A 22,261-nucleotide genomic window follows, 5' to 3' on the forward strand; every position below is an offset into this window, starting at 1 on the left:
AAAAACCCTTTGAATTTCGGTGGGGCGGTTTGTGGATTTCTGTGGAGCTTAACCCCTCGGAAAGGGATGTGCGACACCAGGGGCGGGACAAGTGCCGATTTTCTTCACACCGCGGCCCGTCAGAACAAGTCCGGCACCCTGCGGAGACGGAAACGGGATTGCGCGAACAACCCCCTTGATAAGCTGCCGATAGAAATGCGCAAGCCTTTGAAGACGACTGACTTATCGGACGTCGGCAGAGGCCATCCGGGATATGTGGATGGCTGTGAACAAGCGCGCGTGAACTCGCGGACGGAATTGCGTGAGTCCAATCCACGGTCACAAAGACTCAAACCTTAAGAATCTAAGATTCTAGATTTGAGGAAGGCACTGCAGACGGATATGTGTGCGGGGTAAGACCTTAATGAGTTCTTACTATCCCCAGCGTTCTCAGATGGTCAGGAATTCGGACCGCGAAAATGTTCGAAGACGTCTATCTCTGGATCAAGGCGCTGCACGTGATCGCCGTCATCTCCTGGATGGCCGGCATGCTCTATCTGCCGCGGCTGTTCGTTTATCATTGCGAAGCCGAAATCGGTTCGAAGCAGTCGGAGACGTTCAAGATCATGGAGCGTCGGCTGCTCAAGGCGATCATCAACCCGGCCATGATCGTCACTTGGCTCGCCGGGCTCTATCTGGCCTGGTCCGGCCATTGGTTCACGTTCGGCTGGCTGCACGTAAAACTGGCACTGGTGCTGGTGCTGTCCGCGGTCCACGGCTTTTTGTCCCGCTGGTGCAAGGATTTCGCCGCCGACCGGCGCCCCCGCAGCCAGAAATTCTATCGGATTATCAATGAGGTGCCGACCGTCCTGATGATTTTCATCGTCATCATGGTGATCGTGAAGCCGTTCTAGGCAAGCGGCCCGACGATTAGCTCAGCGCTTCGGCTTGCGGAGCGGAGGGCGATTTTCTATATTATCGACATCCCACCCAACGCAGGCGGATGTGGTTGTGTCCGAGCTTTCCAGAGGCCGGACACCGCATCAGGTTTGAAGCCTCACCGGCACTCACCTTGCCAGACCTGCGGACCTTACCTGCACCTGCTCGCGTCCGCATTTCAGAGCCTCCTCGCACCCCCTCTTTTTCAGGTTACCCCACAGGACCACCCCAATGCGGGAAATCAAACTCCAGGACCTCAAGACGAAAACCCCGGCCGAGCTCGTCTCGTTCGCGGAAGAGAACGGGGTCGAGAATGCCAGCACCATGCGCAAGCAGGAGCTGCTGTTCGCCATCCTCAAGCAGCTCTCGCTCGCCGAGACCGATATCGTCGGCGAAGGCGTCGTCGAGGTGCTCTCCGACGGCTTCGGCTTCCTCCGCTCGCCCGATGCGAATTATCTGCCGGGCCCGGACGACATCTACGTTTCGCCCTCGCAGATCCGCCGTTTCGGCCTGCGCACCGGTGACACCATCGAAGGCCACATTCGCAGCCCGAAAGAGGGCGAGCGCTACTTTGCGCTGTTGAAGGTCAACACGCTCAATTTCGAGGACCCGGAAAAGGCCAAGCACAAGGTCAATTTCGACAATCTCACGCCGTTGTTTCCGAACCAGCGCTTCCGCATGGAAATCGACGATCCGACGCGAAAAGACCTGTCTGCGCGCGTGATCGACATCGTTGCGCCGATCGGCAAGGGCCAGCGCGCCTTGATCGTCGCGCCGCCGCGCACCGGTAAAACCGTGCTGATGCAGAACATCGCGCACTCGATCACGCACAATCATCCGGAATGCTATCTGATCGTGCTTCTGATCGACGAGCGTCCGGAAGAAGTCACGGACATGCAGCGCTCGGTGAAGGGCGAGGTGGTGTCCTCGACCTTCGACGAGCCGGCGGTGCGCCACGTCCAGGTCGCCGAGATGGTGATCGAGAAAGCCAAACGCCTGGTCGAGCATGGCCGCGACGTGGTGATCCTGCTCGATTCGATCACCCGCCTCGGCCGCGCCTACAACACCGTCGTGCCGTCATCCGGCAAGGTGCTGACCGGCGGTGTCGACGCCAACGCGTTGCAGCGCCCGAAGCGCTTCTTCGGTGCCGCCCGCAATATCGAGGAGGGCGGCTCGCTGACCATCATCGCGACCGCGCTGGTTGATACCGGCAGCCGCATGGACGAAGTCATCTTCGAAGAGTTCAAGGGCACCGGTAACTCGGAGCTGATCCTCGACCGCAAGGTCTCGGACAAGCGTACCTTCCCGGCGATCGATATCTCGCGCTCCGGCACCCGCAAGGAGGAGCTCATCACCGATCCGCAGGTGCTCAAGAAGATGTACGTGCTCCGGCGCATCCTCAATCCGATGGGTACGATGGACGCCATCGACTTCCTGCTCGACAAGCTGCGCTCGACCAAGAGCAATTCGGAGTTCTTCGACTCCATGAACACATGAGTGCAGTGCAGCAAGGAACAAAGGGCGCCTTCGGGCGCTCTTTTTGTTGCGGCTTTGCTGCAGCGAAGTGCAGCATGAATGGTGGCTAGCGACCCGAGTTCGGGACGTCTTTTAATCTGTTGATATATAAAAGTAATACTTGAATTTGGCCAGCCTATCCGCCGCGCGCGCGAGCATTTTTGCAGCAAAATTGCTGGGGGTTTATTGCACTGCAACATTAATCATTGTGAGATCCGGTGCAGCAAAATCCCGCAGCCCGGCAGCTAACAACGGATGTTTGCCTTTTCGCCGCGAGCCGGACAAATAGGCCATGCATCCGCGAGACCAGACCATTTTTGCGCTGTCATCCGGCCGGGCGCCCAGCGCGATCGCCGTGGTGCGCGTGTCGGGCTCGCAGGCCAGTCTGGTACTGACGACGCTCGCGGGCAAGCTGCCGGCGCCGCGGCAGGCGAGCCGCCGGCTGCTCCGCAACAGTGCGGGCGAGCCGATCGACGAGGCGGTCGTGCTCTGGTTTCCGGGACCAGCCAGCGCGACCGGGGAGGACATCGCCGAATTTCACGTCCATGGCGGCCGAGCCGTGCTGGCGGCGCTCTTTTCGGAGATTTCTAATATTCCGAATACACGGGCGGCTGAACCTGGAGAGTTCACCCGGCGCGCTTTTGAGAATGGCAAGCTCGACCTGACCGAGGCCGAGGGCCTCGACGATCTCATCCACGCCGACACCGACCGGCAGCGACGTCAGGCGCTGCGCCAATTGCAGGGCCTGCTCGGCGATCGCGCGCGCGACTGGCGCGAGCGCATCATCGAGGCCTCGGCGCTGATCGAGGCCGGTATCGATTTTTCCGATGAAGGCGATGTGCCGGCAGCGCTGAGGGCGCCGGCGGTGAAAGCGATCAAAGCGCTGCACGACGAAATCGCAAAGGTCCTTGCCGCACAAGGACATTCTGAACGCCTGCGCGACGGCCTGGTGGTTGCGATCGCCGGCGAGCCCAACGTCGGCAAGTCGACGCTGATGAATCAGCTCGCGCGCCGCGAGGTCGCGATCGTTTCGCCGCATGCCGGGACTACGCGCGACGTCATCGAGGTGCAGCTCGATCTCGACGGTTATCCCGTCACTGTCATTGACACCGCCGGCATTCGCGAGACCGATGATCCCGTCGAGCAGGAGGGCGTGCGTCGGGCGCGGGCGCGAGCCGAGGACGCCGATTTGGTGCTGTGGCTGGTGGAGGGCGGGCAGGCTGCCGATCCCGACGCAAGACCCTCGCTGTGGACGTCCGGAGATGGAAGTGATGAGTCCGGCGGCTCGGTCTGGATCGTGCGCAACAAGATCGACCTTGGCGGAGCCGGGGCAACAGAGCCGGCAGGCGAGTTCGGGATCTCGGCGAGCCGGGGTGACGGCATTCCCGAACTGGTCGAGGCACTCGTGAAATTCGCCGCCAATTTCTTCGGGACCACCGAGGGCGCATTGGTGACCCGAGCCCGCCAGCGTGATTTGTTGCGCCAGGCGTCAGACAGCTTGCGCCGGAGTCTGGAGCTTGTGGAAGACGGCGAAGAGCTCGCGGCCGAAGAGCTGCGTGCCGCCGCCTATGCCCTAGGCCGACTGCTCGGCCGGGTGGATGTCGAGGATGTCCTCGGGGCCATTTTCCAGAAGTTCTGCATCGGAAAGTAGGCGCTAGTTCTTCATTGGAAGCTCTTGTTCCACTCCGTTGTTTCACGTGGAACAGGGACGGTTCCTGCAGTCCCTGTTTGCGGGTTCCGGTTGTTTCAGGTGAAACTGCGGCCCTGCTAAGTCACTCTAGGCACTATTGCCCGATCTGGCAGAGATGCACGTTTGAGCCAGCGGCCGCGCCTCAATCTCGTCATTGCTGTGCATGTTCAATAATTCGCTGATTGGATCGCTCCAGCGGAGGAACGATCCGATGCGAGACAACAGCTATGACCGAACGGTTGAACGCAACTATCTGCAGAAGTGGCGTTTTCTGATTTCGGAGTATGAGGCGGTGAAGGCTGGCCGATCGCCGCTGTTCAAGCGGGTCGGCGACTTCTACCGGCACCACGGGACCTGCTCGCAGACGTTCCGCAAGTATTACAATCGCTATCTGCAGAGCGGCGAGGACGCGGATCTGCTGCCGCGGCGGCGCGGCCCGAAGTGGCGGGAACGGCGCGAGCCGGAAGGGATCGAGGCGGAGATCGTCGCCCATCGCAAGCGGGGGATGAACCGTTATGAGATTCATGCCGTCTTGCGCGAAACGCGCGACACGGTACCTTCGCCGATCACGATCTACCGGGTGCTGAAGCGCCACCGCCTGAACCGCCGCACGCCGGCGATGCGCGAGGAGAAACGCCGTATTATCAAGGACAAGCTCGGGGAGCTGGGCCACGTCGATCTGCATCAATTGCCGCGCGATATGTTCCTCGCGCCACCCCCGGTCACGGCCTACATCATCAGCCTGATCGACAGCTGCTCGCGTCTGGCCTGGGCCGAGGTCCTGACATCCAAGAAGGCGCTGCCGGTCATGTTCAAGACCCTGAAGATGATCAACACCCTCAACGTCACCTATGGGCTCGTCTTCCAGGAAATCCTGTCCGACAACGGCGCCGAGTTCGCCGCCCGCACCAAGCCGGCCGAGCATCCATTCGAGGCCATGCTGCTCGAGCTCGGCATCAAGCACCGCTACACCAGGCCCTATCGGCCGCAGACCAACGGCAAGGTCGAACGCTTCTGGCGTACCCTCGATGACGACGTCATCGAGGGTACGACCTTCGACAACCTGGACCACTTCGCCAATGAACTGTTCGAGTACCTCGTCTACTACAACAACCACAGACCCCATCAGGCCTTGGCAGGACAAACTCCCAAGGCTTTCGCCGCTTCCAAGACCACCGCAATCCAATCAGCGAATTATTGAACATCGACAATTGCGAGGAGCCCTTGCGACGAAGCAAATCCAGACAGCCTCCGCAGAGGATTGCTTCACCCGCTCGCAATGCCAGAGTGGGGCGACCGCCTCGCATCTAATCGGTACCTCCAGTAAACGAGGCAGTGGCTTAGTAGTACGCGTTTGATCCCCATCCTGGCAGAGAGCTTTTGATTTCGTTTCACGTGAAACACGAGGCGGAACAGGGCGCCTCCTACTGTGCATGGGGTTGTTTTCGCAAAATCGCTTTCAGCCGCAAGCCCTCGTTGTTTCACGTGAAACACGCGCCCGCCGAGTTTCCGCTTCCGGCTTTTTCCGCTCTGGGATAGAAGTCCGCCCATGCGAACAGAGCGAGAGAGTTTCGACGTCATCGTGATTGGCGGCGGCCACGCCGGCTGCGAGGCCGCGGCTGCGGCTGCGCGGATGGGGGCGGCGACGGCGCTGGTGACGCACCGTTTCTCGACTGTTGGCGCGATGTCCTGCAATCCGGCCATCGGCGGCCTTGGCAAAGGCCATCTGGTTCGCGAAGTCGACGCTCTCGATGGTCTGATGGGCCGGGTGGCGGATGCCGGTGGCATCCAATTTCGCGTCCTCAATCGCCGCAAGGGCCCCGCAGTCCGGGGACCGCGGGCCCAGGCGGACCGCAAGCTCTACGCGGCTGCCATGCAGGCCGCGATCCGGGACACTGAGGGCCTCTCCGTCGTCGAAGGCGAGGCCGATGAGCTGATCGTGGTCGAGGGGCGGGTGACCGGGCTCCGCCTGGCGGACCGTCGGGAGCTGCGGGCAGGGGCCGTGGTCGTCACCACCGGGACCTTCCTGCGTGGCCTGATCCACCTCGGCGAGAAAAACTGGCCCGCCGGACGCGTCGGCGAGGCCCCCGCGATGGGTCTTTCCAACTCCTTCGAGCGTGCCGGCTTTACTCTTGGACGGCTTAAGACCGGTACTCCGCCGCGCCTGGACGGCACCACGATCGACTGGTCCGCGGTCGAGATGCAGCCTGGCGACGAGCCCCCGGAGCCGTTCTCGGTCTTGACCGAGCGGATCACGACCCCGCAGATCCAGTGCGGGATCACCCGGACCACGGCCGCGACCCATGAGGTGATCCGGGCCAATGTCCACCGCTCCCCGATGTACTCCGGCCAGATCAAGAGCTCCGGTCCCCGCTATTGCCCCTCGATCGAGGACAAGATCGTCCGCTTCGGCGACCGTGACGGCCACCAGATCTTCCTGGAGCCGGAGGGGCTCGACGATACGACCGTCTATCCCAACGGCATCTCCACCTCGCTCCCTGAGGAGGTCCAGCTCGCGATCCTCGCGAGCATTCCCGGCCTTGAGCGGGTGAAGATGGTCCGCCCCGGCTACGCCATCGAATATGATCACATCGACCCCCGTGAGCTCGATCCGACCCTGCAGACCAAGCGTCTGCGGGGGCTGTTCCTGGCCGGGCAGATCAACGGCACTACCGGATATGAGGAAGCCGCCGGGCAGGGCATCGTCGCCGGCCTGAATGCGGCGCTCTCTGCCAGCGGCGCCGCGCCGACCGTATTCGACCGGGCGGATGGCTATCTCGGCGTGATGATCGACGACCTCGTCACCCGCGGGATCAGCGAGCCCTATCGGATGTTCACCTCCAGGGCCGAGTACCGGCTGACGCTACGGGCAGACAATGCCGATCAGCGGCTGACTGAGAAGGGGATCGCTCTCGGTTGCGTTGGCAGTGCCCGAACCCAGCACCATCGCGCCAAGATGGAAGCCCTGAATGCGGCGAGAGCGCTCTCGAAGTCACTGACGATCACCCCGAATGAGGCGATCAAGCACGGGCTGTCCCTGAATCGGGACGGCCAGCGCCGCTCCGCCTTCGAGGTGATGGCCTATCCTGATATCGGCTGGAGCCAGGTCCGTGCGATCTGGCCGGAGCTATCAGCCATCGATCCCATCATCGCCACCCACCTCGAGATCGACGCCAAGTACGACGTCTACCTGGAGCGCCAGAGCGCCGACGTCGAAGCCTTCCGGCGGGACGAGGGGATGGTGCTGTCGGAAGTCGACTACCAGCTGGTCCCCGGTCTCTCCAATGAAGTCCGTGCCAAGCTGGAGAAGGCGCGGCCATTCACCGTCGGCCAAGCCGGCCGGATCGATGGCATGACGCCGGCCGCGCTCGGCATCCTCGCGGCCTATCTCCGCCGCGAGGCGAGGAAGACTTCCAAGGCAATCGCATAGGCGTTTCACGTGAAACAGCGCGGACCGGGCGGAGACAGACCGCTGTTGCGACGATCCGGATCGGGCGAGGGCGGCGGGCGCCGAGGCGAGCCGGCACCGGCCAGCCCGAAGGTGGACAAGGCAAGCGCCAACGATCAATCGCTCGACGCCACTATCGCCGCCGACAAGGCTGCGGCGCTCAAGCTCGCTCCCGTTTCACATGAAACGGAAGCCCGCCTTGATCGGTACATCGCGCTGCTCCGCGAGTGGCAGGCCAAGACCAATCTGATCGCGCCGTCGACCCTGCCAAACCTCTGGACTCGGCACATCGCCGATTCGCTCCAGCTCGTCGATCTCGCGCCGGCCGCAAAGCGCTGGGCCGACCTCGGCAGCGGCGGCGGTTTCCCCGGCGTCGTGCTCGCCTGCGCCATGGCCGAGACGCCCGGCGCCAGCGTCCATCTCGTCGAGCGAATCGCCAAGAAGGCAGCGTTCCTCCGTGAAGCAATTCGCATTACCGCGTCTCCGGGAGTCGTACATCTCGCTGAGATCGGGGATAATGTGGATAGAATCACTGGCCCTGTCGATTGCGTCACCGCGCGTGCGCTGGCTCCGTTACATCAACTCATCGGCTTTGCGGAGCCGCTGATGCGTCCAGGCGCAAAGGCGCTATTTCTCAAGGGTCAAGATGTAGAGGCTGAATTGACCGAAGCCGCTAAATATTGGAATATTCAGCCTCAACTCCATCCGAGCCGAACCGGAGACGGATGGATCGTGGAACTGACGTCCGTCGAACGGCGCAGCTGAGGCGTTCAGGGGTTGAGTGGGGAATTGCGATGAGCGTGATTGACGAGCCGCAGCCAGAACCGGCCGCCCAGGAGACCAATGAGGTCCCGCACGGTCACCCGCGCATTCTCGCGCTGGCGAATCAGAAGGGTGGCGTAGGAAAAACAACCACAGCGATCAATCTCGGCACGGCGCTCGCTGCGATCGGCGAGCGCGTCCTGATCGTCGATCTCGATCCGCAGGGCAACGCTTCGACCGGCCTCGGCATCGATCGCCGCAACCGCTCCTGCTCGACCTATGACGTGCTGGTCGGGGAAGCGGCCTTGCGTGAAGCGGTGGTCTCGACCGCGGTGCCGCGGCTGCACATCGCGCCGTCGACCATGGACCTCTCCGGTCTCGAACTCGAGCTCGGCACCACGCCGGGCCGCGCCTTCAAGCTGCGCGATGCCATCGCCGCGCTCAACAACAACGTCTCGCCGGACGCCGACTACACCTATGTGCTGATCGACTGCCCACCCTCGCTCAACCTGCTCACGGTGAACGCGATGGCGGCGTCGGACGCGATCCTGGTGCCGCTGCAATGCGAGTTCTTCGCACTCGAAGGTCTGTCGCAACTCTTGCAGACGGTGGAGCAGGTGCGCTCGACGCTCAATCCGAATCTGTCGATCCACGGCATCGTGCTGACCATGTTCGACTCGCGCAACAATCTCTCGAACCAGGTCGTCGCCGACGTCCGCCAGTTCATGGGCGAGAAGGTCTACAAGACCATGATCCCGCGCAACGTGCGCATCTCCGAGGCGCCGTCCTACGGCAAGCCGGTGCTGGTCTACGATCTCAAATGCGTCGGCAGCGAAGCTTACCTGCGTCTCGCCACCGAAGTAATCCAGCGCGAGCGCGAGCTGCGCACGACGCATTAGTGGTGCCGTAGGGTGAGCAAAGGCGTCTTCGCCGTGCCCACCATCTTCCGCACATAAACAACTGGTGGGCACGCTTCGCTTTGCCCACCCTGCGATTTGAAATTCAGTTCTGGAGTGCTGCACCGTGAATCCAAGGGAGCTGGCGATGGCCGACGAAGCGCGTTCGCGACTGGGCCGGGGTCTTGCAAGTCTGATCGGTGATGTCGGCGGCGAGGCTCAGCATGTCGATCGTCCGCGCGCGCAGCGCAAGGTGCCGATCGAATTCATCAAGGCCAATCCGCGCAATCCGCGCCGCACCTTTTCCGACGCGGAGCTGAAGGAGCTCTCTGACTCCATCAAGCAGCATGGCGTGATCCAGCCGATCGTGGTGCGTCCGGTGAAGGGCGCGCATGACCGCTACGAGATCATCGCCGGCGAACGGCGCTGGCGCGCCTCGCAGATGGCCGGCCTGCACGAAGTGCCGATCGTGCCGGTCGACATCAGCGACAGCGATGCCCTGGAGTTCGCCATCGTCGAGAACGTGCAGCGCGAAGACCTCAACCCGATGGAAGAGGCGCAGGGCTATCACGCGCTCGCCAACGAGTTCAAACGCAGCCAGGACGACATCGCAAGAGTCGTCGGCAAGAGCCGCAGCCACGTCGCCAACATGATGCGGCTGACGAAGCTGCCGGCCGAGGTGCAGGCCTTCATCGCGACCGGTGAATTGACGGCGGGCCACGCCCGCGCGCTGATCGGCGTTCCCGATCCGCTCGCCGCCGCCAAGCGCATCGTCGAGGAAGGCCTCAACGTCCGTCAGGCCGAGGCGCTCGCGCACGAGGAAGGCGTGCCGGAGCGCAAGCCGCAGAAGGCACGCGCCACCGGGGGCAAGCAAAAAGACCCCGATACGATCGATCTCGAAAAGCGCGTCAGCGATGCGCTGGGTCTCAAGGTCACGGTCAATCACCGCGATCCCGGCGGCTCAGTGCAGATCAACTACCGCAACCTCGATCAGCTCGATGAGGTGATGAAGCGGCTGGCGAAGGGCGCGCTGTAGCGCCTTTTTCGACCCCAGTTTCTCCTCGCGCCATTGCGAGGAGCGCCAGCGACGAAGCAATCCAGAATCGTTCCGCGGACGGACTCTGGATTGCTTCGCTTCGCTCGCAATGACGTGGCTAGCGAGCGGAGGCCTAACCCCGCCGCCTCGCATTCGCGGCGATCGCCATCAGCGTGCGCTGGGCGATCGCGGCGGCGAGCGTCGATTGCTTGCGGGTGTCGAGCGCGGCAGTCGCGAGCTGCTCGATGATGGCGGCGAGCCGCGCCGGGCTGAAATTGCGCAGCGCGGTTTCGACCGCGGGCTTTCGCGAAAAATGCAGGCGTGGAAAGCCGCCGTCGAGCACGGCGGAGGCCGGCGTACCGTCAGCGATCGCGAGCGCGGATTTGTGCAGCCACGCAGCCTGCCGCTGGGCGGCGGAGATGATCACGCCGGGATAGGTGCCGGCGATCATGGCCTTGGCGAATTCGGTCTCGACGATGTCGGGTCGCCCGGCAAAGGCGCCGTCGACGATCGGGTCGAGCTTCAGCTCCGACGCATCGGCGACAACGGCCATCACGTCATCCAGCGTGACCTCGCCTTTGCCGTGGGCGTAGAGCGTCAGTTTGCGCAGCTCGTTGCGCGAAGCCTGGCGGTCGCCGCCGAGGAACGACATCAGCGCCGCGCGGGCGTCCTGCGCAATGCGCAAATTCGCGATGCGGAGCTCGTCCTCCATCAGCTTGGCAAGGTCGCGCTCGGTGTCGGGATAACAGCCGATCGCGACCGCCGTCTTGGCGCGCTCGCAAGCCTTGCGCAGCGGCGATTCCGGGCGCAGCTCGCCGGCCTCGATCACGATGCGGCAATCCTTCACGTTCATCTCGGCCAGCGTGTCGATTCCGCCAGCAAAGCTGCGCGAGCCGGCGCGAACGCGGATGGCGCGGCGGCCGCCGAACAGCGGCACGGTCATGGCTTCGTCGACGATACGCGAAGGCTCGGCGGCAAGCTCGTCGCCGTCGAGCTTGACCAGCGAGAACGGATCATTGGGATCGTCGACGGCCGATGCGATCAGGGCATCGGCGCGCTCGCGCACGAGGCCGGCATCGGGACCATAGAGCAGGATGATCGGACGGCCCGCATCGGGGCGGGCGAGGAAAGCGTCGATCTCTTTTCCACGCAGCGCGACCATGGCCCTAACTGTCATCCCGGCGCGCGAAGCGCGAACTGCGGCGCGTTCGCGCGCCTGAGAATCTCGATCAACAATCTCTGGATTCCGGGTTCGCCCTCTGGACACCCCGGAACGACGGAAATGAACTAGGTGCCCGCGGTGAAGAACGAGGCGAGCCGGGTGGTGATGTTCTCGGCGATCTCGTTGGCGGCGCGATCCTCGGCATCGCGCACGGCGCGGGTGCGCGAGAAGCGTTGATAGGATCCCGGCATGTCATAGGATACGCGCGAGAAGGTCGAGCCGGTCATGACCGACTTGCCGGTCGCAACCTCGATCAGATTGTACTGGGCGTCGATGCCGAGATTTTCGCTGGTCGGCAGTCCCGTCGCGGCGCTGACGATCAGCGAGGAGCGGCTGGTGGTGAACCGGATGTCCAGCCGGTGGGTCGGCGGCATGCCCGTCGCCGTGCCGTAAAGCTTGAAGGCCAGCGCATTGCGGATTTCGACGCCAACGCGGGCCTCGCGGGATGCATTGGGCTTGTTGATCGGCGGGAGCTCGACCCCCATCAGCTTCTCGCGCAGGCCGGGGGTGCCGTCGGTGCGTTCGGCATACATCGGCTGGAAGCAGCCGGCCATCAGCGCCGCCAGCGCGGCCACTGCCAGCAAGCGGGCTGCGATGCGGATCCTAGCCGACAACATTGACGATCCTCTTGGGAACGATGATCACCTTGCGGACGGGCTTGCCGTCCAGGGCCAGCTTTACCGCATCGAGGGCCAAAACGGCAGCCTCGATTTCCGGATTCTGGGCCGCTGTTGCAACTGTGACCTCACCCCGCTTCTTGCCGTTAACCTGGACCACCAGGGTCACGCTGTCTTCAACCAGCAAATCGCGTTCGATTTGGGGCCAATCGGCCTCCGAAACCAGTCCCTCGTGTCCAAGAATCTGCCAGCACTCTTCGGCCAGATGCGGCATCATCGGCGAGAACAGCTGGACCAGAATCTGGCTTGCTTCCCGGATCGCCCAGGCGAGATCGGCCGGGGGCTGGCCGGGGCGCTGGAGCACCTCCGAGAACGCATTGGTGAATTCGCGGATATGGGCGAGGCAGACATTGAAGTGCAGCCGCTCGATACCGGTGGTGACCTTGTCCAGCGCGCCGTGGGCGGCCTTGCGCAGGGCAGTGGCGTCCGGGCCAAAGCTGGCCGGCCGGGCTGCCGGCGCACTCTTGCCGACTTCGATGGAATCGTTGACCAGCCGCCACAGCCGCTGCACGAAACGCGAGGCGCCCTGGACGCGCTCGTCGCTCCAGATCACGTCACGGTCGGGCGGGGAGTCCGACAGCATGAACCAGCGCGCGACGTCGGCGCCGTAGGTCTCGATGATGTCATCAGGGTCGACCGTGTTCTTCTTCGACTTCGACATCTTCTCGATCGGGCCGATCTGGATGTCTTCGCCTGTGGTGAGCAACGTTGCGCGGCGTCCGTTGCCGCCGACCTCGACCTTCACCTCGGCCGGCTGCACGTAGGTGCCGTCGGCCTTCTGGTAGGTCTCGTGCACCACCATGCCTTGCGTGAACATGCCGGCGAACGGCTCGTCCAGCGCAATATGTCCGGTCGCCTTCATCGCGCGGGTGAAGAAGCGGCTGTAGAGCAGATGCAGGATCGCGTGCTCGACGCCGCCGATATACTGATCGACCGGCAGCATCCGGTTGGCGACCGCAGGCGTCGTCGGCGCGGCCTCATTCCAGGGATCGGTGAAGCGCGCGAAGTACCACGACGAATCCACGAACGTGTCCATGGTGTCGGTCTCACGCTGCGCTTTGCCGCCGCATTTGGGGCAGGCAACGTGCTTCCAGGTTGGATGATGATCGAGCGCGTTGCCCGGCCTGTCGAAGGTCGCATCCTCCGGCAGCTTCACCGGCAAATCGGCATCCGGCACCGGCACCACATCGCACTTCGGACAGTGAATGACGGGAATCGGGCAGCCCCAATAGCGCTGGCGCGAAATGCCCCAGTCGCGCAGGCGGAAATTCACCTGACGTTCGCCGACCGGCGCATTGCCGCGCAGCTCGCTCTCGAGGCGCTTCGCCACCTCTTCCTTGGCCTGATCGATGGTCATGCCGTCGAGGAAGCGCGAATTGATCATGCGGCCGTCACCGTCATAGGCGGTGTCGGTGATGACGAAGGTCTTGGGATCCTGGCCTTCGGGGCACACGACCGGCGTGTTGCCGAGATTGTACTTGTTGACGAAGTCGAGGTCGCGCTGATCGTGCGCCGGGCAGCCGAAGATCGCGCCGGTGCCGTATTCCATCAGCACGAAATTCGCGACATAGACCGGCAGCTTCCAGTTCGGGTCGAACGGGTGCACCGCACGGATGCCGGTGTCGAAACCCTGCTTCTCCGCGGTGTCGATGATCTCCTGGGCAGTGCCGATCTTCTTGATCTCGGCGATGAACTCCGCAAGTTTCGGGTTCTTCGCGCTAGCGGCCTGTGCCAGCGGATGATCCGCCGAGATCGCCATGAACTTCGCACCGAACAGCGTGTCCGGGCGCGTCGTGAAGATCTTCAGCTCGCTCTCGCCGGCCGGCGTCGTCGCCACATCCAGCGCGAAGCGGATCAAGAGGCCTTCCGATCTGCCGATCCAGTTGCGCTGCATCAGCCGCACCTTGTCGGGCCAGCGTTCCAGCCCGTCCAGCGCGGACAGCAGCTCCTGCGAGTACTTCGTGATCTTGAAGACCCACTGGTTCATCTCGCGCTGTTCGACCACAGCACCCGAACGCCAGCCGCGGCCGTCGATCACCTGCTCGTTGGCGAGCACGGTCATGTCGACGGGGTCCCAGTTCACCTTCCGCTTCTCGCGCTCGGCGAGACCGGCGCGCAGGAAGTCCAGAAACATCTTCTGCTGGTGCTTGTAATAGGAGGGATCGCAGGTCGCGATCTCCCTGGACCAGTCCAGCGACAGCCCGATCGAGCGGAGCTGCTTCTTCATCGCGGCGATATTGTCGTAGGTCCAGGCCTTCGGCGCGACCTTGCGCTCGATGGCGGCATTCTCGGCCGGCAGGCCGAACGCGTCCCACCCCATCGGATGCAGCACGTTGAACCCCTTGGCGCGCATGAAGCGGGCCAGTACGTCGCCGAGCGTGTAGTTCCGGACATGGCCGATATGGATGCGCCCGGACGGGTAGGGGAACATCTCGAGCACATAATATTTCGGCCGCGGGTCGTCGTTCTTCGAGACGAAGATCGCCTGCTGGTCCCAGGTAGCTTGCCAGCGCGGTTCGGCGTCGCGGGCGTTATAGCGTTCGGAGGTCATGGAATCGTTGGGTTTTCTTGGGTTCGGCCGTCTAAAGACGGCGGACTAGGCCATAGAAGGCCTCAGGGGGTCAATGGGTTGCCGCGTTTTGAAACTTTGACCACGCCTCCGCATAACTACGAGGGCTGGCGTTGGGGTGTGATTAAGGGGTCAATGCCAATTTGCGGCCCGACAAGGCCGCATGAACGCGATGGATTCCAGCTTCGACGATCCCGATTACGACTATGCCGCGTCCGTCGCCGGGCGGGCGATGCGGAGCATGGCCGAACAGCGGATTGCACCGACCCCCGCCAATTTTGCCGTCTGGTTCCAGTATTTCGCCGGCAGCCAAGACGATCTTCGCAACGCCGTCGATTTTCTGATCGACCACAATCGTTCCTTTGACGCCCGAACCAATCAGGGTCTGTTCGAGACCTATGTCGCGCCCCAGGTGGGTACCGTCGCGGTCGAGACCTCCGAGCGGCTGCAGGCACTCATGGGGGCCGCGAAGGAGTTTCTGGCGACTGCGATCGCCGACAATCATTCGCAGATGCAAGTCATCAGCCAGGTGGCCGACCAGGGCAGGGCCGGCGTCGATCCAAAACTGCTGGTCGCCCAGCTCATGAACGAGCTGGCGCGGGCCGCCACAAGGGCGACACGGCTGGAGGCAGGCTTCGCGGAAAAGACCCGCGAGCTCGACGTGATCCGCGATTCGCTGTCGAGGTCCGAGCAGCGCGCCCGGACCGACATGTTGACGGGCCTGGCGAACCGGCGGGCGCTCGATGAGTTCCTGCGCAAGGCGCAGGCGACTGCGGAATGGGGCGAGCCGCTCAGCGTGCTCTTGCTCGACATCGACCACTTCAAGTCCTTCAACGACAATTTCGGCCACGGCGTCGGCGACCAGGTGCTGCGCCTGATGGCCAAGGTGCTGCGCGAAAAGGTTCGCGCGCAGGATCTGCCGGCCCGCTATGGCGGCGAGGAGCTGATCGCGGTGCTGCCGGACGCCGATCTCGCCACTTGCACCGGGATCGCCGAACGCATCAGGCGCGCGATCGCCGAATGTACGATCACGCGCCGCTCGTCCGGCGAGACCCTGCCCAACATCAGCGTGTCGATCGGCGTGGCGCAGTACCGAGCGGGCGAGGCGATTACCGATCTGATCGAGCGTTGCGACCGCGCGCTCTATCTCGCCAAGGGCGGCGGCCGCAATCGCGTGGTGACCGAGATCGAGCTCGAGCGGGCCGGGGCTGCGGGTTAGGCGTTAGCCGCCAGCATCATCTCAGTCGGGCCGATCTCGATCGCCTGCACGCCGTGCTCGACGACGTTGTTGCGGCCGCGATGCTTGGCGGCGTAGAGCGCGGCGTCGGCGGCTTCGATCAGGTCGCCGGGACGCAGGGTCTCATTCGGCTTTGTCGCGGCAACCCCGATCGAGACCGTGACGATCATGTGGTTCGAGGTGATGTGCGGCAGGCAGAGTTTCAGCACGGCCGCGCGCACCTGCTCGCCGATCTCAACGGCGCGCGTCACGTCGGTGTTCGGCAGCAGCAGGCAGAATTCCTCGCCGCCATAGCGCGCCGCAAACCCCATCGTGTCGGCGGCAATGCCGGACAGCTGTTCGCCGAGCCGCGTCAGGCAGGAATCGCCTTCGAGATGGCCGTAGGTATCGTTGAACAGCTTGAAATGATCGACGTCGATCATCAGGAGCGCGAGATCGCTGCCGTACTGCTGCGCGCGCATCCACTCGAAATCGAGTCGGCCCTGGAAGCCGCGGCGATTGGCAAGCCCCGACAGCATGTCGATCGAGGCCATCACCGTCAGGCGGTCGTTGCTCGCGATCAGCTCGCGCTCGCGCTGACTGAGCTGGGCGGCCATCGCGTTGAACGCGCGGGCGAGAGGCACGAACTCGGCCGGCAGCCGACTGCGTGCCGCACGGGCCGACAGGTCGCCCTCGCCGAGACGCTTCGCCATGTCGGCGAGCATCTCGATCGGCTTGATCACCAGTTTCTCGGCGGCGATCAGCGCGCCGAGCAGGACGAACATGAGGACGAAAGCGAGCTGCAGATACGCGGTGCGGATGTCGCGGCTGACCGCTGCGGACACTTTGTCTTCGTCGATGCTGGCGATCAGGCGGGCATTGGTTCCGGCGATGCGGATAAAGCTGACCGCACGGCGGGAGCCGTCGGCGGCGAGGAAAGACAGTGAACCCTCGTCTTGGTCGGACCGCAGCGCCTTGTCGGCGATCGCGGACATCAGCGGCATGTTGTCGAGCGGACGGCCGACTGCGCTGTGCTGATCGGCCGGAGCCGCCAGCACGGTGCCCGCGCTGTCGACCAGCACCGCGGTGATGCCGGCACGACCGCCCAGATTGCTCATGACCTTCGACATCCAGTCGAGATTGACGGTGGCGAGCACGACGGCATCAGGTACCCCGCTGAAGGCGGAGACCGGATAAACCGCCATGACCGTCGGTGACGGCACCGGCCGCGACATGATGAAGTCGCTCAGTATGAAGCCGCCGGTTTCCTGTGCCTGCTGAAAGTACGGCCGGTCACTGAGATCGAGGCCGACATACATGTTGTTGGTGGCGCATTGGATGCGCCCGTCCTGGCCGGCGATCAGAAGCGTGCGGATCCAGGGAAGGTTCGACGGCAGACTTGCGCGCAGCACGTCGCAGCTCTTGCTGATGCCGCCGGCGGAGGCACGGATGAAGGCTTCCGATTTCAGGATGGTCTCGACCGACGAGATCACCTCACGCTGCGCATCGGCGCTGTGCCTTGCCACCGTGGTGAATTCGGCCGCAGCTTGCGCGATCTGCCGCGCGCGCGTGTTTTCGAGCGAACGGATGCGCTCGAGCATCAAGGGCGCCACAAGAATCACCGCGAGCAACGCGAGCCGCGCCCGGATTCCGAGAACCTGCTTGAGTTTCGCTCGTTTGCGGTTGAGACTGACGCTTGCCATCTTCGCTACCACCCCATGGGCTAAGGTAAAGCGAAGGGTTCAAAAACTGTTTCTTGAACTCGGTAAAATTGGACTTAACTCCGGGCTACGAACAGCCAAGAGACGTCATGACAGAAGCTAATGCCGCGCCGGTAACCGGCCATTCACCAAACGCGCTTGCCGCGGTTGAAGCCGAAATTGCACGCGCCTGCACGGACGCACAGCGTGATCGTGCTGCCGTGACGCTGATTGCGGTGTCCAAGACTTTCGCGGCGGATGCAATTACCCCGGTTATCGCCGCCGGGCAGCGCGTATTCGGCGAGAATCGGGTGCAGGAGGCCAAAGGCAAGTGGCCGGCGTTAACGTCTGTTTACCCCGATATCGCGCTGCATCTGATCGGGCCGCTGCAATCCAACAAGGCGAAAGACGCGGTCGCGCTGTTCGATGCCATCCATTCGGTCGATCGCCCGAGCATTTGCCAAGCATTAGCCAAGGAAATCGAATCCCAGAACAAGCACCCGCAGCTCTTCGTCCAAATCAATACCGGCGAGGAGCCGCAGAAGGCCGGCGTCGCGCCCGGCGAGGCCGACGCGTTCCTTGCAAGCTGCCGCGACACTTATGGGCTGACGATCTCCGGACTGATGTGCATACCGCCGGTCGACGAGCCGCCAGCGGCGCATTTTGCGCTGACCGCAAAGATCGCCGCGCGCAACGGGTTGAAGAATCTCTCGATGGGCATGAGCGCGGATTTTGCGACCGCCATCATGTTGGGCGCTACCCATGTGCGCGTCGGCAGCGCGATCTTCGGGCATCGTTAGCTGCCGTCGGCGAGGGCCGATGTTGCCCTAACTCTGTCGATTTGCAGGCCAGCTCTTCGTCCCGACCGTGGAGCACGTAGGATGGCGCGCGCAGATCGAGTCAAGGTCGGCCCGTAGGGCCGTCGCGAAGCGACTTGGCCTTGACTCGAGCGAGCACGCCATCAGGCTTTGGCAGTCGGGGCAGCGGGCGGATAACTCCTTTTCGTCAGGCGATCCAAGGGTCGAGCCGGTTTTTGCAATCTGGTTTGCTTGCCAGATCAAACTCACATTCGGTCGCCGCGCGGCGGCGGCTGCACCAACATTCCGCTTGCGGCGGGCAGGCTCGAGAGGACGAGACCATTCTTCGTTACGGCGTTTGAAGCCATGCAATCCATCGGTTCGTCCACCCGGATCGGCCGAGGCTGATCAATCTCGGCGGATTGGCTTTGAGGCTGAGGAGCGTGGTGTCAGGCGGCGGCCTTTATCTCGGCTCCCTCGATCACCACGCCCGCGGTCACGTACTTCCAGAGGGCCACGAGCAGCTTGCGCGCGAGCGCCACGATCGCGCGCTTGCGGCCGCGTTGGCTGTGCACCTTGAACCACTGGGTCAAAGCCGATTGAGGCTGGTGGCGTACCCAGAGCCAGGCGAGCTGGATCATCGTGGTTCTCAGGCGCGGATTGCCAGCCTTCGACACGCCTTGCTCGCGCTCGATGCCGCCACTGCGCCATGGCGTGGCTGCAAGGCCGGCATAGGATGCAATCTGGCGGCGGTTGGCGAACTGCCGGTAAAAGGCCTCCGACCAGAGAACGGCCGTGAAGTTCGGGCCCAGGCTCTTCAGTTCGAGCAGCATTGCCACCGGGTTCGATACGGTCTTCTCCCCGCCGCCTTGCTCGCGGCCAGCAACGCATCCTGCTCGCGCTCCACCGCCGTGATCTGGTCGAGCAGCAGTTCGAGCCGGTCGAGTTCGCGGCTGATCTGCGCCTTCAGATGCGCCAGCAAGGCGCGCCCGTCGCCCGTCCGCAAGGCCTCCAGCCGCTTCCGCCGGTCTCGCCGCAGCGGCGCGTAGTCGAAGATCCCTTGCGCGAACAGAAGACCCTTGATCCGGTTCACATGCTCGATCCGCTCCGCGATCAAGGTCTCTCGCTCGCGGCACAGCCTACGGCGGTCCTCCTCTGCCGGAGAGGGCGCAACGACCATGGCGCAGACCCGTACCTCGCCGCGCTTGTAGGCCAGCAGCGTCCGCAACAGCGTCTCGCCATCCAGCCGGTCCGTCTTGGCCCGCCGGCGCCGGCGCGGCGTCGCAATCGAGGCCGGATCGACTACGTGGCTCTCGATGCCTTCCTGCTGCAGGGCGCGGTGAAGCCAGAACCCGTCCAGCCCCGCCTCCTGGATCGCGATGATCGGATAGCTCTCACCCGTTCGCGCCTGCGCCTTGCGCTTCAGCTCCGCAAACAGCTTCAACAGTTCCGAAAGGTCGCCGGCCTTCATGCTGCGTTTGGACATCTTCTCGCCCTTGCAGGGCGACAGCGAAGTGACCAGCCATGTCGAACGGCTCAGTTCCAATGACACAAAAATTGCGCCAAACTGCGTGCGGATAGCGGCCAGTCCGTCGGAAGGATGATCGAGCAACATCGTCGTCTCCAGGTTGAATGGATTCAGCAACCCTCAGTCTGGCCTCAGACCTGGTCCATGGAATCTTCGTCGCAAGGGCGCCTCGCAATGACGTGTGGAGAGAGATGGGCTCGCAATGATGGCGGAGTGTGCCGCGCCTACACAAATGTCACCGCCCTGCCCCTCGCCGAGCCGGATGCTCTGGTTGTAGTGACGATCCCGTGGATCCTCGTCGAGCATGCCCCTCACCCAATGATGATTTTTGTTCGCGGGCCCAAGCGCCGCAGCAATTGCAGCATCGCAGATTTGGTCATGGAGACGCAGCCCGCGGTCGGGCCGAAATTGTCGCGGGCGAGGTGCAAGAACACCGCACTGCCGCGGCCGGCGATGCGTGGTCGCGTGTTGTGGTCGATCTCGATGATGAAGTCGTAGAGATGGTCTGCCCGCTTGAGCCGGTCACCGCCCTGCCCCTCGCCGAGCCGGATGCTCCGGTTGTAGTGACGATCCCGTGGATCCTCGCACCAGGCGTCCACGCCGGTGATCATCCGCGTCGGCAAGAACGTCTGGGGCCGGCTGTGCCGGTCACCCCGCCACCACAACCGCATCGGACGGAAGCTGCCCCTGGGGGTGCCGCCGTCGCCCTCGCGCTTGTTGGCCAGAATGCCGCCCCGCCCCAGCGCCACCGGGATGGTCAGTGCTCCGGCCGTCAGCCAACCCCTGCGCGGATTGCCGGCGGCAGGCCTAACACGGATCGCGGAGAGCGGCCTGGCGCTTCGATTCCTGGCGTAACCAACTGATGCTGCTTTATTTTTCATGTGAACGTGGAATGTCGGATTCATTACAGGACATTCATCAAAACGCCCTGATATTCTGAGTTAGAGTGGTTCTGGCTTGTGAATCGGTAACAGCCCACTACTTCAACACGAACAATAATAATAACGGCGACCCTAAACTTTCCCTCGCGGCTGGGTGCGGCATGGATGCGCGCCGAGCCGGACCTAAAAGGATGACCCCCCATGGCCAATGCCCGCAAGATCCTGATCGTGGATGACGATACCGATCTGCGCGATACGTTGGTGGAGCAATTATCGCTACACGAAGAATTCGAGGCTTCCGCCGTCGATACCGGCGCCAAGGGTGCGAGCGCCGCCAAAGCCAATTCCCCCGATCTTGTCCTGATGGATGTCGGCCTGCCCGACACCGACGGCCGCGAGGTTGTCCGCTCCTTGCGGAAGGGCGGCTTCAAGGCGCCGATCATCATGCTGACCGGGCATGACACCGATTCCGACACGATCTTGGGCCTGGAATCCGGCGCCAACGACTATGTGGCAAAGCCGTTCCGCTTCGCCGTTCTGCTGGCCCGCATCCGCGCCCAGCTTCGCCAGCACGAGGCCAGCGAGGACGCAGTGTTCTCGGTCGGCCCCTACTCCTTCCGCCCGGGCTCGAAGATGCTGACCGCGGCCAATGCGCGCAAGGTCCGCCTCACCGAGAAGGAAACCGCCATTCTCCGTTTCCTTTACCGCGCCGGCCAGATGCCGGTGTCGCGCGAGACCCTGCTCCAGGAGGTCTGGGGCTATAATTCCGGCGTCACCACCCATACGCTGGAAACCCACATCTATCGCCTTCGCCAGAAGATCGAGAAGGATGCGGCCAACCCGGAAATCCTGGTCACGGAAGCCGGTGGCTACAAGCTGGTGCCGTGATACGCTTCGGGGGCGCGCGAATCGTTTTAGATGGCGTGCCCTTGAGCCTCGGACCTGAATGTCAATCGACGACGACGTAGCGCTTCTCGAGCGTGTCCCGACACTGCGGCTGTTGGGAGACGCCTCGTTGCGCATGCTGGCGATCGGTTCCGAGCAGCGCGATTTCGTCCGCGGCGACGTCCTGTTCAATCTCGGCGACGCCGCCGATGCCGGCTTCGTGGTCCAGCGCGGCGCCTTCCGGGTTGAGGACGGCGCCGGCGCCGAGATGATCGCAGGTCCCGGCGCGCTGATCGGCGAGCTCGCGCTGGTGGTGCCGATGAAGCGGCCGTCGAGCGCGATCGCGCTGGAGCATTCCTCCGTCATCCGCGTCGCACGCAGCCTGTTCCAGCGTGTGCTCGAAAGCGATCCCGCCGCGGCCGTACGCCTGCGCGACGAATTCGCGGTGCGCTCCAGCCAGATCGCCAGCGATATCTTGATGGCGGGCGCGAAGCTGACGTCGTAGCTCTCTCCGCTCGTTA

17 protein-coding genes and 1 pseudogene are annotated in these 22,261 nt (G+C 63.5%); 12 read left to right on the plus strand and 6 right to left on the minus strand.

Annotation, left to right across the window (positions count from 1 at the left end):
* Positions 1-458: 458 nt before the first annotated feature.
* The 8 genes from hemJ to P6U27_RS00975 all read left to right on the plus strand — a co-directional run bounded on the left by hemJ (position 459) and on the right by P6U27_RS00975 (position 10,265).
* Positions 459-893: a protoporphyrinogen oxidase HemJ gene (gene hemJ, locus P6U27_RS00940; protein WP_407193564.1), complete on the plus strand. Its 435-nt coding sequence runs from the start codon at positions 459-461 to the stop codon at positions 891-893.
* A 256-nt stretch (positions 894-1,149) separates the two neighbouring features.
* Positions 1,150-2,415, plus strand: a complete 1,266-nt coding sequence (rho, locus tag P6U27_RS00945; protein WP_122400261.1) for a transcription termination factor Rho — start codon at positions 1,150-1,152, stop codon at positions 2,413-2,415.
* Between the two features lie 310 nt (positions 2,416-2,725).
* Complete coding sequence (gene mnmE / locus P6U27_RS00950) at positions 2,726-4,084, plus strand: tRNA uridine-5-carboxymethylaminomethyl(34) synthesis GTPase MnmE (protein ID WP_129144351.1); 1,359 nt, start codon at positions 2,726-2,728, stop codon at positions 4,082-4,084.
* 250 nt (positions 4,085-4,334) lie between these two features.
* Positions 4,335-5,324: an integrase core domain-containing protein gene (locus tag P6U27_RS00955; RefSeq protein WP_160118749.1), complete on the plus strand. Its 990-nt coding sequence runs from the start codon at positions 4,335-4,337 to the stop codon at positions 5,322-5,324.
* A 348-nt stretch (positions 5,325-5,672) separates the two neighbouring features.
* Positions 5,673-7,553, plus strand: coding sequence for a tRNA uridine-5-carboxymethylaminomethyl(34) synthesis enzyme MnmG (mnmG, locus tag P6U27_RS00960; RefSeq protein ID WP_129144350.1), 1,881 nt, complete (start codon positions 5,673-5,675; stop codon positions 7,551-7,553).
* A 111-nt stretch (positions 7,554-7,664) separates the two neighbouring features.
* Positions 7,665-8,336 (plus strand): 16S rRNA (guanine(527)-N(7))-methyltransferase RsmG, encoded by a 672-nt coding sequence (gene rsmG / locus P6U27_RS00965; RefSeq protein ID WP_208738515.1) that lies wholly within the window; start codon positions 7,665-7,667, stop codon positions 8,334-8,336.
* Between the two features lie 29 nt (positions 8,337-8,365).
* Positions 8,366-9,232 (plus strand): ParA family protein, encoded by an 867-nt coding sequence (locus tag P6U27_RS00970; protein ID WP_129144348.1) that lies wholly within the window; start codon positions 8,366-8,368, stop codon positions 9,230-9,232.
* Positions 9,233-9,377: 145 nt separating this feature from the next.
* Positions 9,378-10,265 (plus strand): ParB/RepB/Spo0J family partition protein, encoded by an 888-nt coding sequence (locus tag P6U27_RS00975; RefSeq protein WP_162500052.1) that lies wholly within the window; start codon positions 9,378-9,380, stop codon positions 10,263-10,265.
* Positions 10,266-10,398: 133 nt separating this feature from the next.
* Here the strand turns inward: P6U27_RS00975 and holA are convergent, their stop codons facing one another.
* The 3 genes from holA to leuS form a co-directional block, all read right to left on the minus strand.
* Positions 10,399-11,427 carry a DNA polymerase III subunit delta gene (gene holA / locus P6U27_RS00980; protein WP_129144368.1) on the minus strand — a complete coding sequence of 343 codons (1,029 nt, stop codon included), beginning with the start codon at positions 11,425-11,427 and terminating at the stop codon, positions 10,399-10,401.
* A 125-nt stretch (positions 11,428-11,552) separates the two neighbouring features.
* A complete protein-coding gene (lptE, locus tag P6U27_RS00985; RefSeq protein WP_407193565.1) occupies positions 11,553-12,104 on the minus strand; it encodes an LPS assembly lipoprotein LptE in 552 nt (183 codons plus the stop codon).
* Complete coding sequence (leuS, locus tag P6U27_RS00990; RefSeq protein WP_407193566.1) at positions 12,091-14,715, minus strand: leucine--tRNA ligase; 2,625 nt, start codon at positions 14,713-14,715, stop codon at positions 12,091-12,093. The genes lptE and leuS overlap by 14 nt, the downstream gene beginning before the upstream one ends.
* Positions 14,716-14,905: 190 nt before the next feature.
* Between leuS and P6U27_RS00995 the strand changes: the two genes are divergently transcribed.
* The gene (locus P6U27_RS00995) at positions 14,906-15,952 is read left to right on the plus strand and encodes a GGDEF domain-containing protein (RefSeq protein WP_407194537.1); all 1,047 of its coding nucleotides are present in this window, start codon (positions 14,906-14,908) and stop codon (positions 15,950-15,952) included.
* Here P6U27_RS00995 and P6U27_RS01000 read toward each other — a convergent pair.
* Positions 15,949-17,652 (minus strand): diguanylate cyclase domain-containing protein, encoded by a 1,704-nt coding sequence (locus tag P6U27_RS01000; protein ID WP_129144346.1) that lies wholly within the window; start codon positions 17,650-17,652, stop codon positions 15,949-15,951. The two genes, P6U27_RS00995 and P6U27_RS01000, sit on opposite strands and share 4 nt — an antisense overlap.
* Positions 17,653-17,759: 107 nt before the next feature.
* Between P6U27_RS01000 and P6U27_RS01005 the strand changes: the two genes are divergently transcribed.
* Positions 17,760-18,449, plus strand: coding sequence for a YggS family pyridoxal phosphate-dependent enzyme (locus tag P6U27_RS01005; protein ID WP_407123128.1), 690 nt, complete (start codon positions 17,760-17,762; stop codon positions 18,447-18,449).
* A gap of 446 nt (positions 18,450-18,895) precedes the next feature.
* Here P6U27_RS01005 and P6U27_RS01010 read toward each other — a convergent pair.
* Together P6U27_RS01010 and P6U27_RS01015 are read right to left on the minus strand one after the other, a co-directional pair.
* Positions 18,896-20,061, minus strand: a pseudogene (locus tag P6U27_RS01010) (IS110 family transposase).
* Between the two features lie 224 nt (positions 20,062-20,285).
* Positions 20,286-20,855 carry a L,D-transpeptidase gene (locus P6U27_RS01015; protein ID WP_407194538.1) on the minus strand — a complete coding sequence of 190 codons (570 nt, stop codon included), beginning with the start codon at positions 20,853-20,855 and terminating at the stop codon, positions 20,286-20,288.
* A gap of 201 nt (positions 20,856-21,056) precedes the next feature.
* Between P6U27_RS01015 and P6U27_RS01020 the strand changes: the two genes are divergently transcribed.
* Together P6U27_RS01020 and P6U27_RS01025 are read left to right on the plus strand one after the other, a co-directional pair.
* A complete protein-coding gene (locus P6U27_RS01020) occupies positions 21,057-21,743 on the plus strand; it encodes a response regulator transcription factor (RefSeq protein WP_008142830.1) in 687 nt (228 codons plus the stop codon).
* 58 nt (positions 21,744-21,801) lie between these two features.
* Entirely contained in the window at positions 21,802-22,245 is a 444-nt protein-coding gene (locus tag P6U27_RS01025) for a cyclic nucleotide-binding domain-containing protein (RefSeq protein ID WP_122400272.1), read from the plus strand.
* Positions 22,246-22,261: the final 16 nt, after the last annotated feature.

The sequence above is a fragment of the Bradyrhizobium sp. STM 3566 genome, assembly GCF_045571445.1.
Taxonomy (GTDB): Bacteria; Pseudomonadota; Alphaproteobacteria; order Rhizobiales; family Xanthobacteraceae; genus Bradyrhizobium; species Bradyrhizobium vignae.

What these genes read in the sequence shown, in the direction of transcription:
- hemJ (WP_407193564.1), top strand. Translation starts at nt 459, where the DNA reads ATGTTCGAAGACGTCTATCTCTGGATCAAGGCGCTGCACGTGATCGCC.
- rho (WP_122400261.1), top strand. Translation starts at nt 1,150, where the DNA reads ATGCGGGAAATCAAACTCCAGGACCTCAAGACGAAAACCCCGGCCGAG.
- mnmE (WP_129144351.1), top strand. Translation starts at nt 2,726, where the DNA reads ATGCATCCGCGAGACCAGACCATTTTTGCGCTGTCATCCGGCCGGGCG.
- P6U27_RS00955 (WP_160118749.1), top strand. Translation starts at nt 4,335, where the DNA reads ATGCGAGACAACAGCTATGACCGAACGGTTGAACGCAACTATCTGCAG.
- mnmG (WP_129144350.1), top strand. Translation starts at nt 5,673, where the DNA reads ATGCGAACAGAGCGAGAGAGTTTCGACGTCATCGTGATTGGCGGCGGC.
- P6U27_RS00970 (WP_129144348.1), top strand. Translation starts at nt 8,366, where the DNA reads ATGAGCGTGATTGACGAGCCGCAGCCAGAACCGGCCGCCCAGGAGACC.
- P6U27_RS00975 (WP_162500052.1), top strand. Translation starts at nt 9,378, where the DNA reads ATGGCCGACGAAGCGCGTTCGCGACTGGGCCGGGGTCTTGCAAGTCTG.
- holA (WP_129144368.1), bottom strand. Translation starts at nt 11,427, where the DNA reads ATGGTCGCGCTGCGTGGAAAAGAGATCGACGCTTTCCTCGCCCGCCCC.
- lptE (WP_407193565.1), bottom strand. Translation starts at nt 12,104, where the DNA reads ATGTTGTCGGCTAGGATCCGCATCGCAGCCCGCTTGCTGGCAGTGGCC.
- leuS (WP_407193566.1), bottom strand. Translation starts at nt 14,715, where the DNA reads ATGACCTCCGAACGCTATAACGCCCGCGACGCCGAACCGCGCTGGCAA.
- P6U27_RS00995 (WP_407194537.1), top strand. Translation starts at nt 14,906, where the DNA reads ATGGATTCCAGCTTCGACGATCCCGATTACGACTATGCCGCGTCCGTC.
- P6U27_RS01000 (WP_129144346.1), bottom strand. Translation starts at nt 17,652, where the DNA reads ATGGCAAGCGTCAGTCTCAACCGCAAACGAGCGAAACTCAAGCAGGTT.
- P6U27_RS01005 (WP_407123128.1), top strand. Translation starts at nt 17,760, where the DNA reads ATGACAGAAGCTAATGCCGCGCCGGTAACCGGCCATTCACCAAACGCG.
- P6U27_RS01015 (WP_407194538.1), bottom strand. Translation starts at nt 20,855, where the DNA reads ATGAAAAATAAAGCAGCATCAGTTGGTTACGCCAGGAATCGAAGCGCC.
- P6U27_RS01020 (WP_008142830.1), top strand. Translation starts at nt 21,057, where the DNA reads ATGGCCAATGCCCGCAAGATCCTGATCGTGGATGACGATACCGATCTG.
- P6U27_RS01025 (WP_122400272.1), top strand. Translation starts at nt 21,802, where the DNA reads ATGTCAATCGACGACGACGTAGCGCTTCTCGAGCGTGTCCCGACACTG.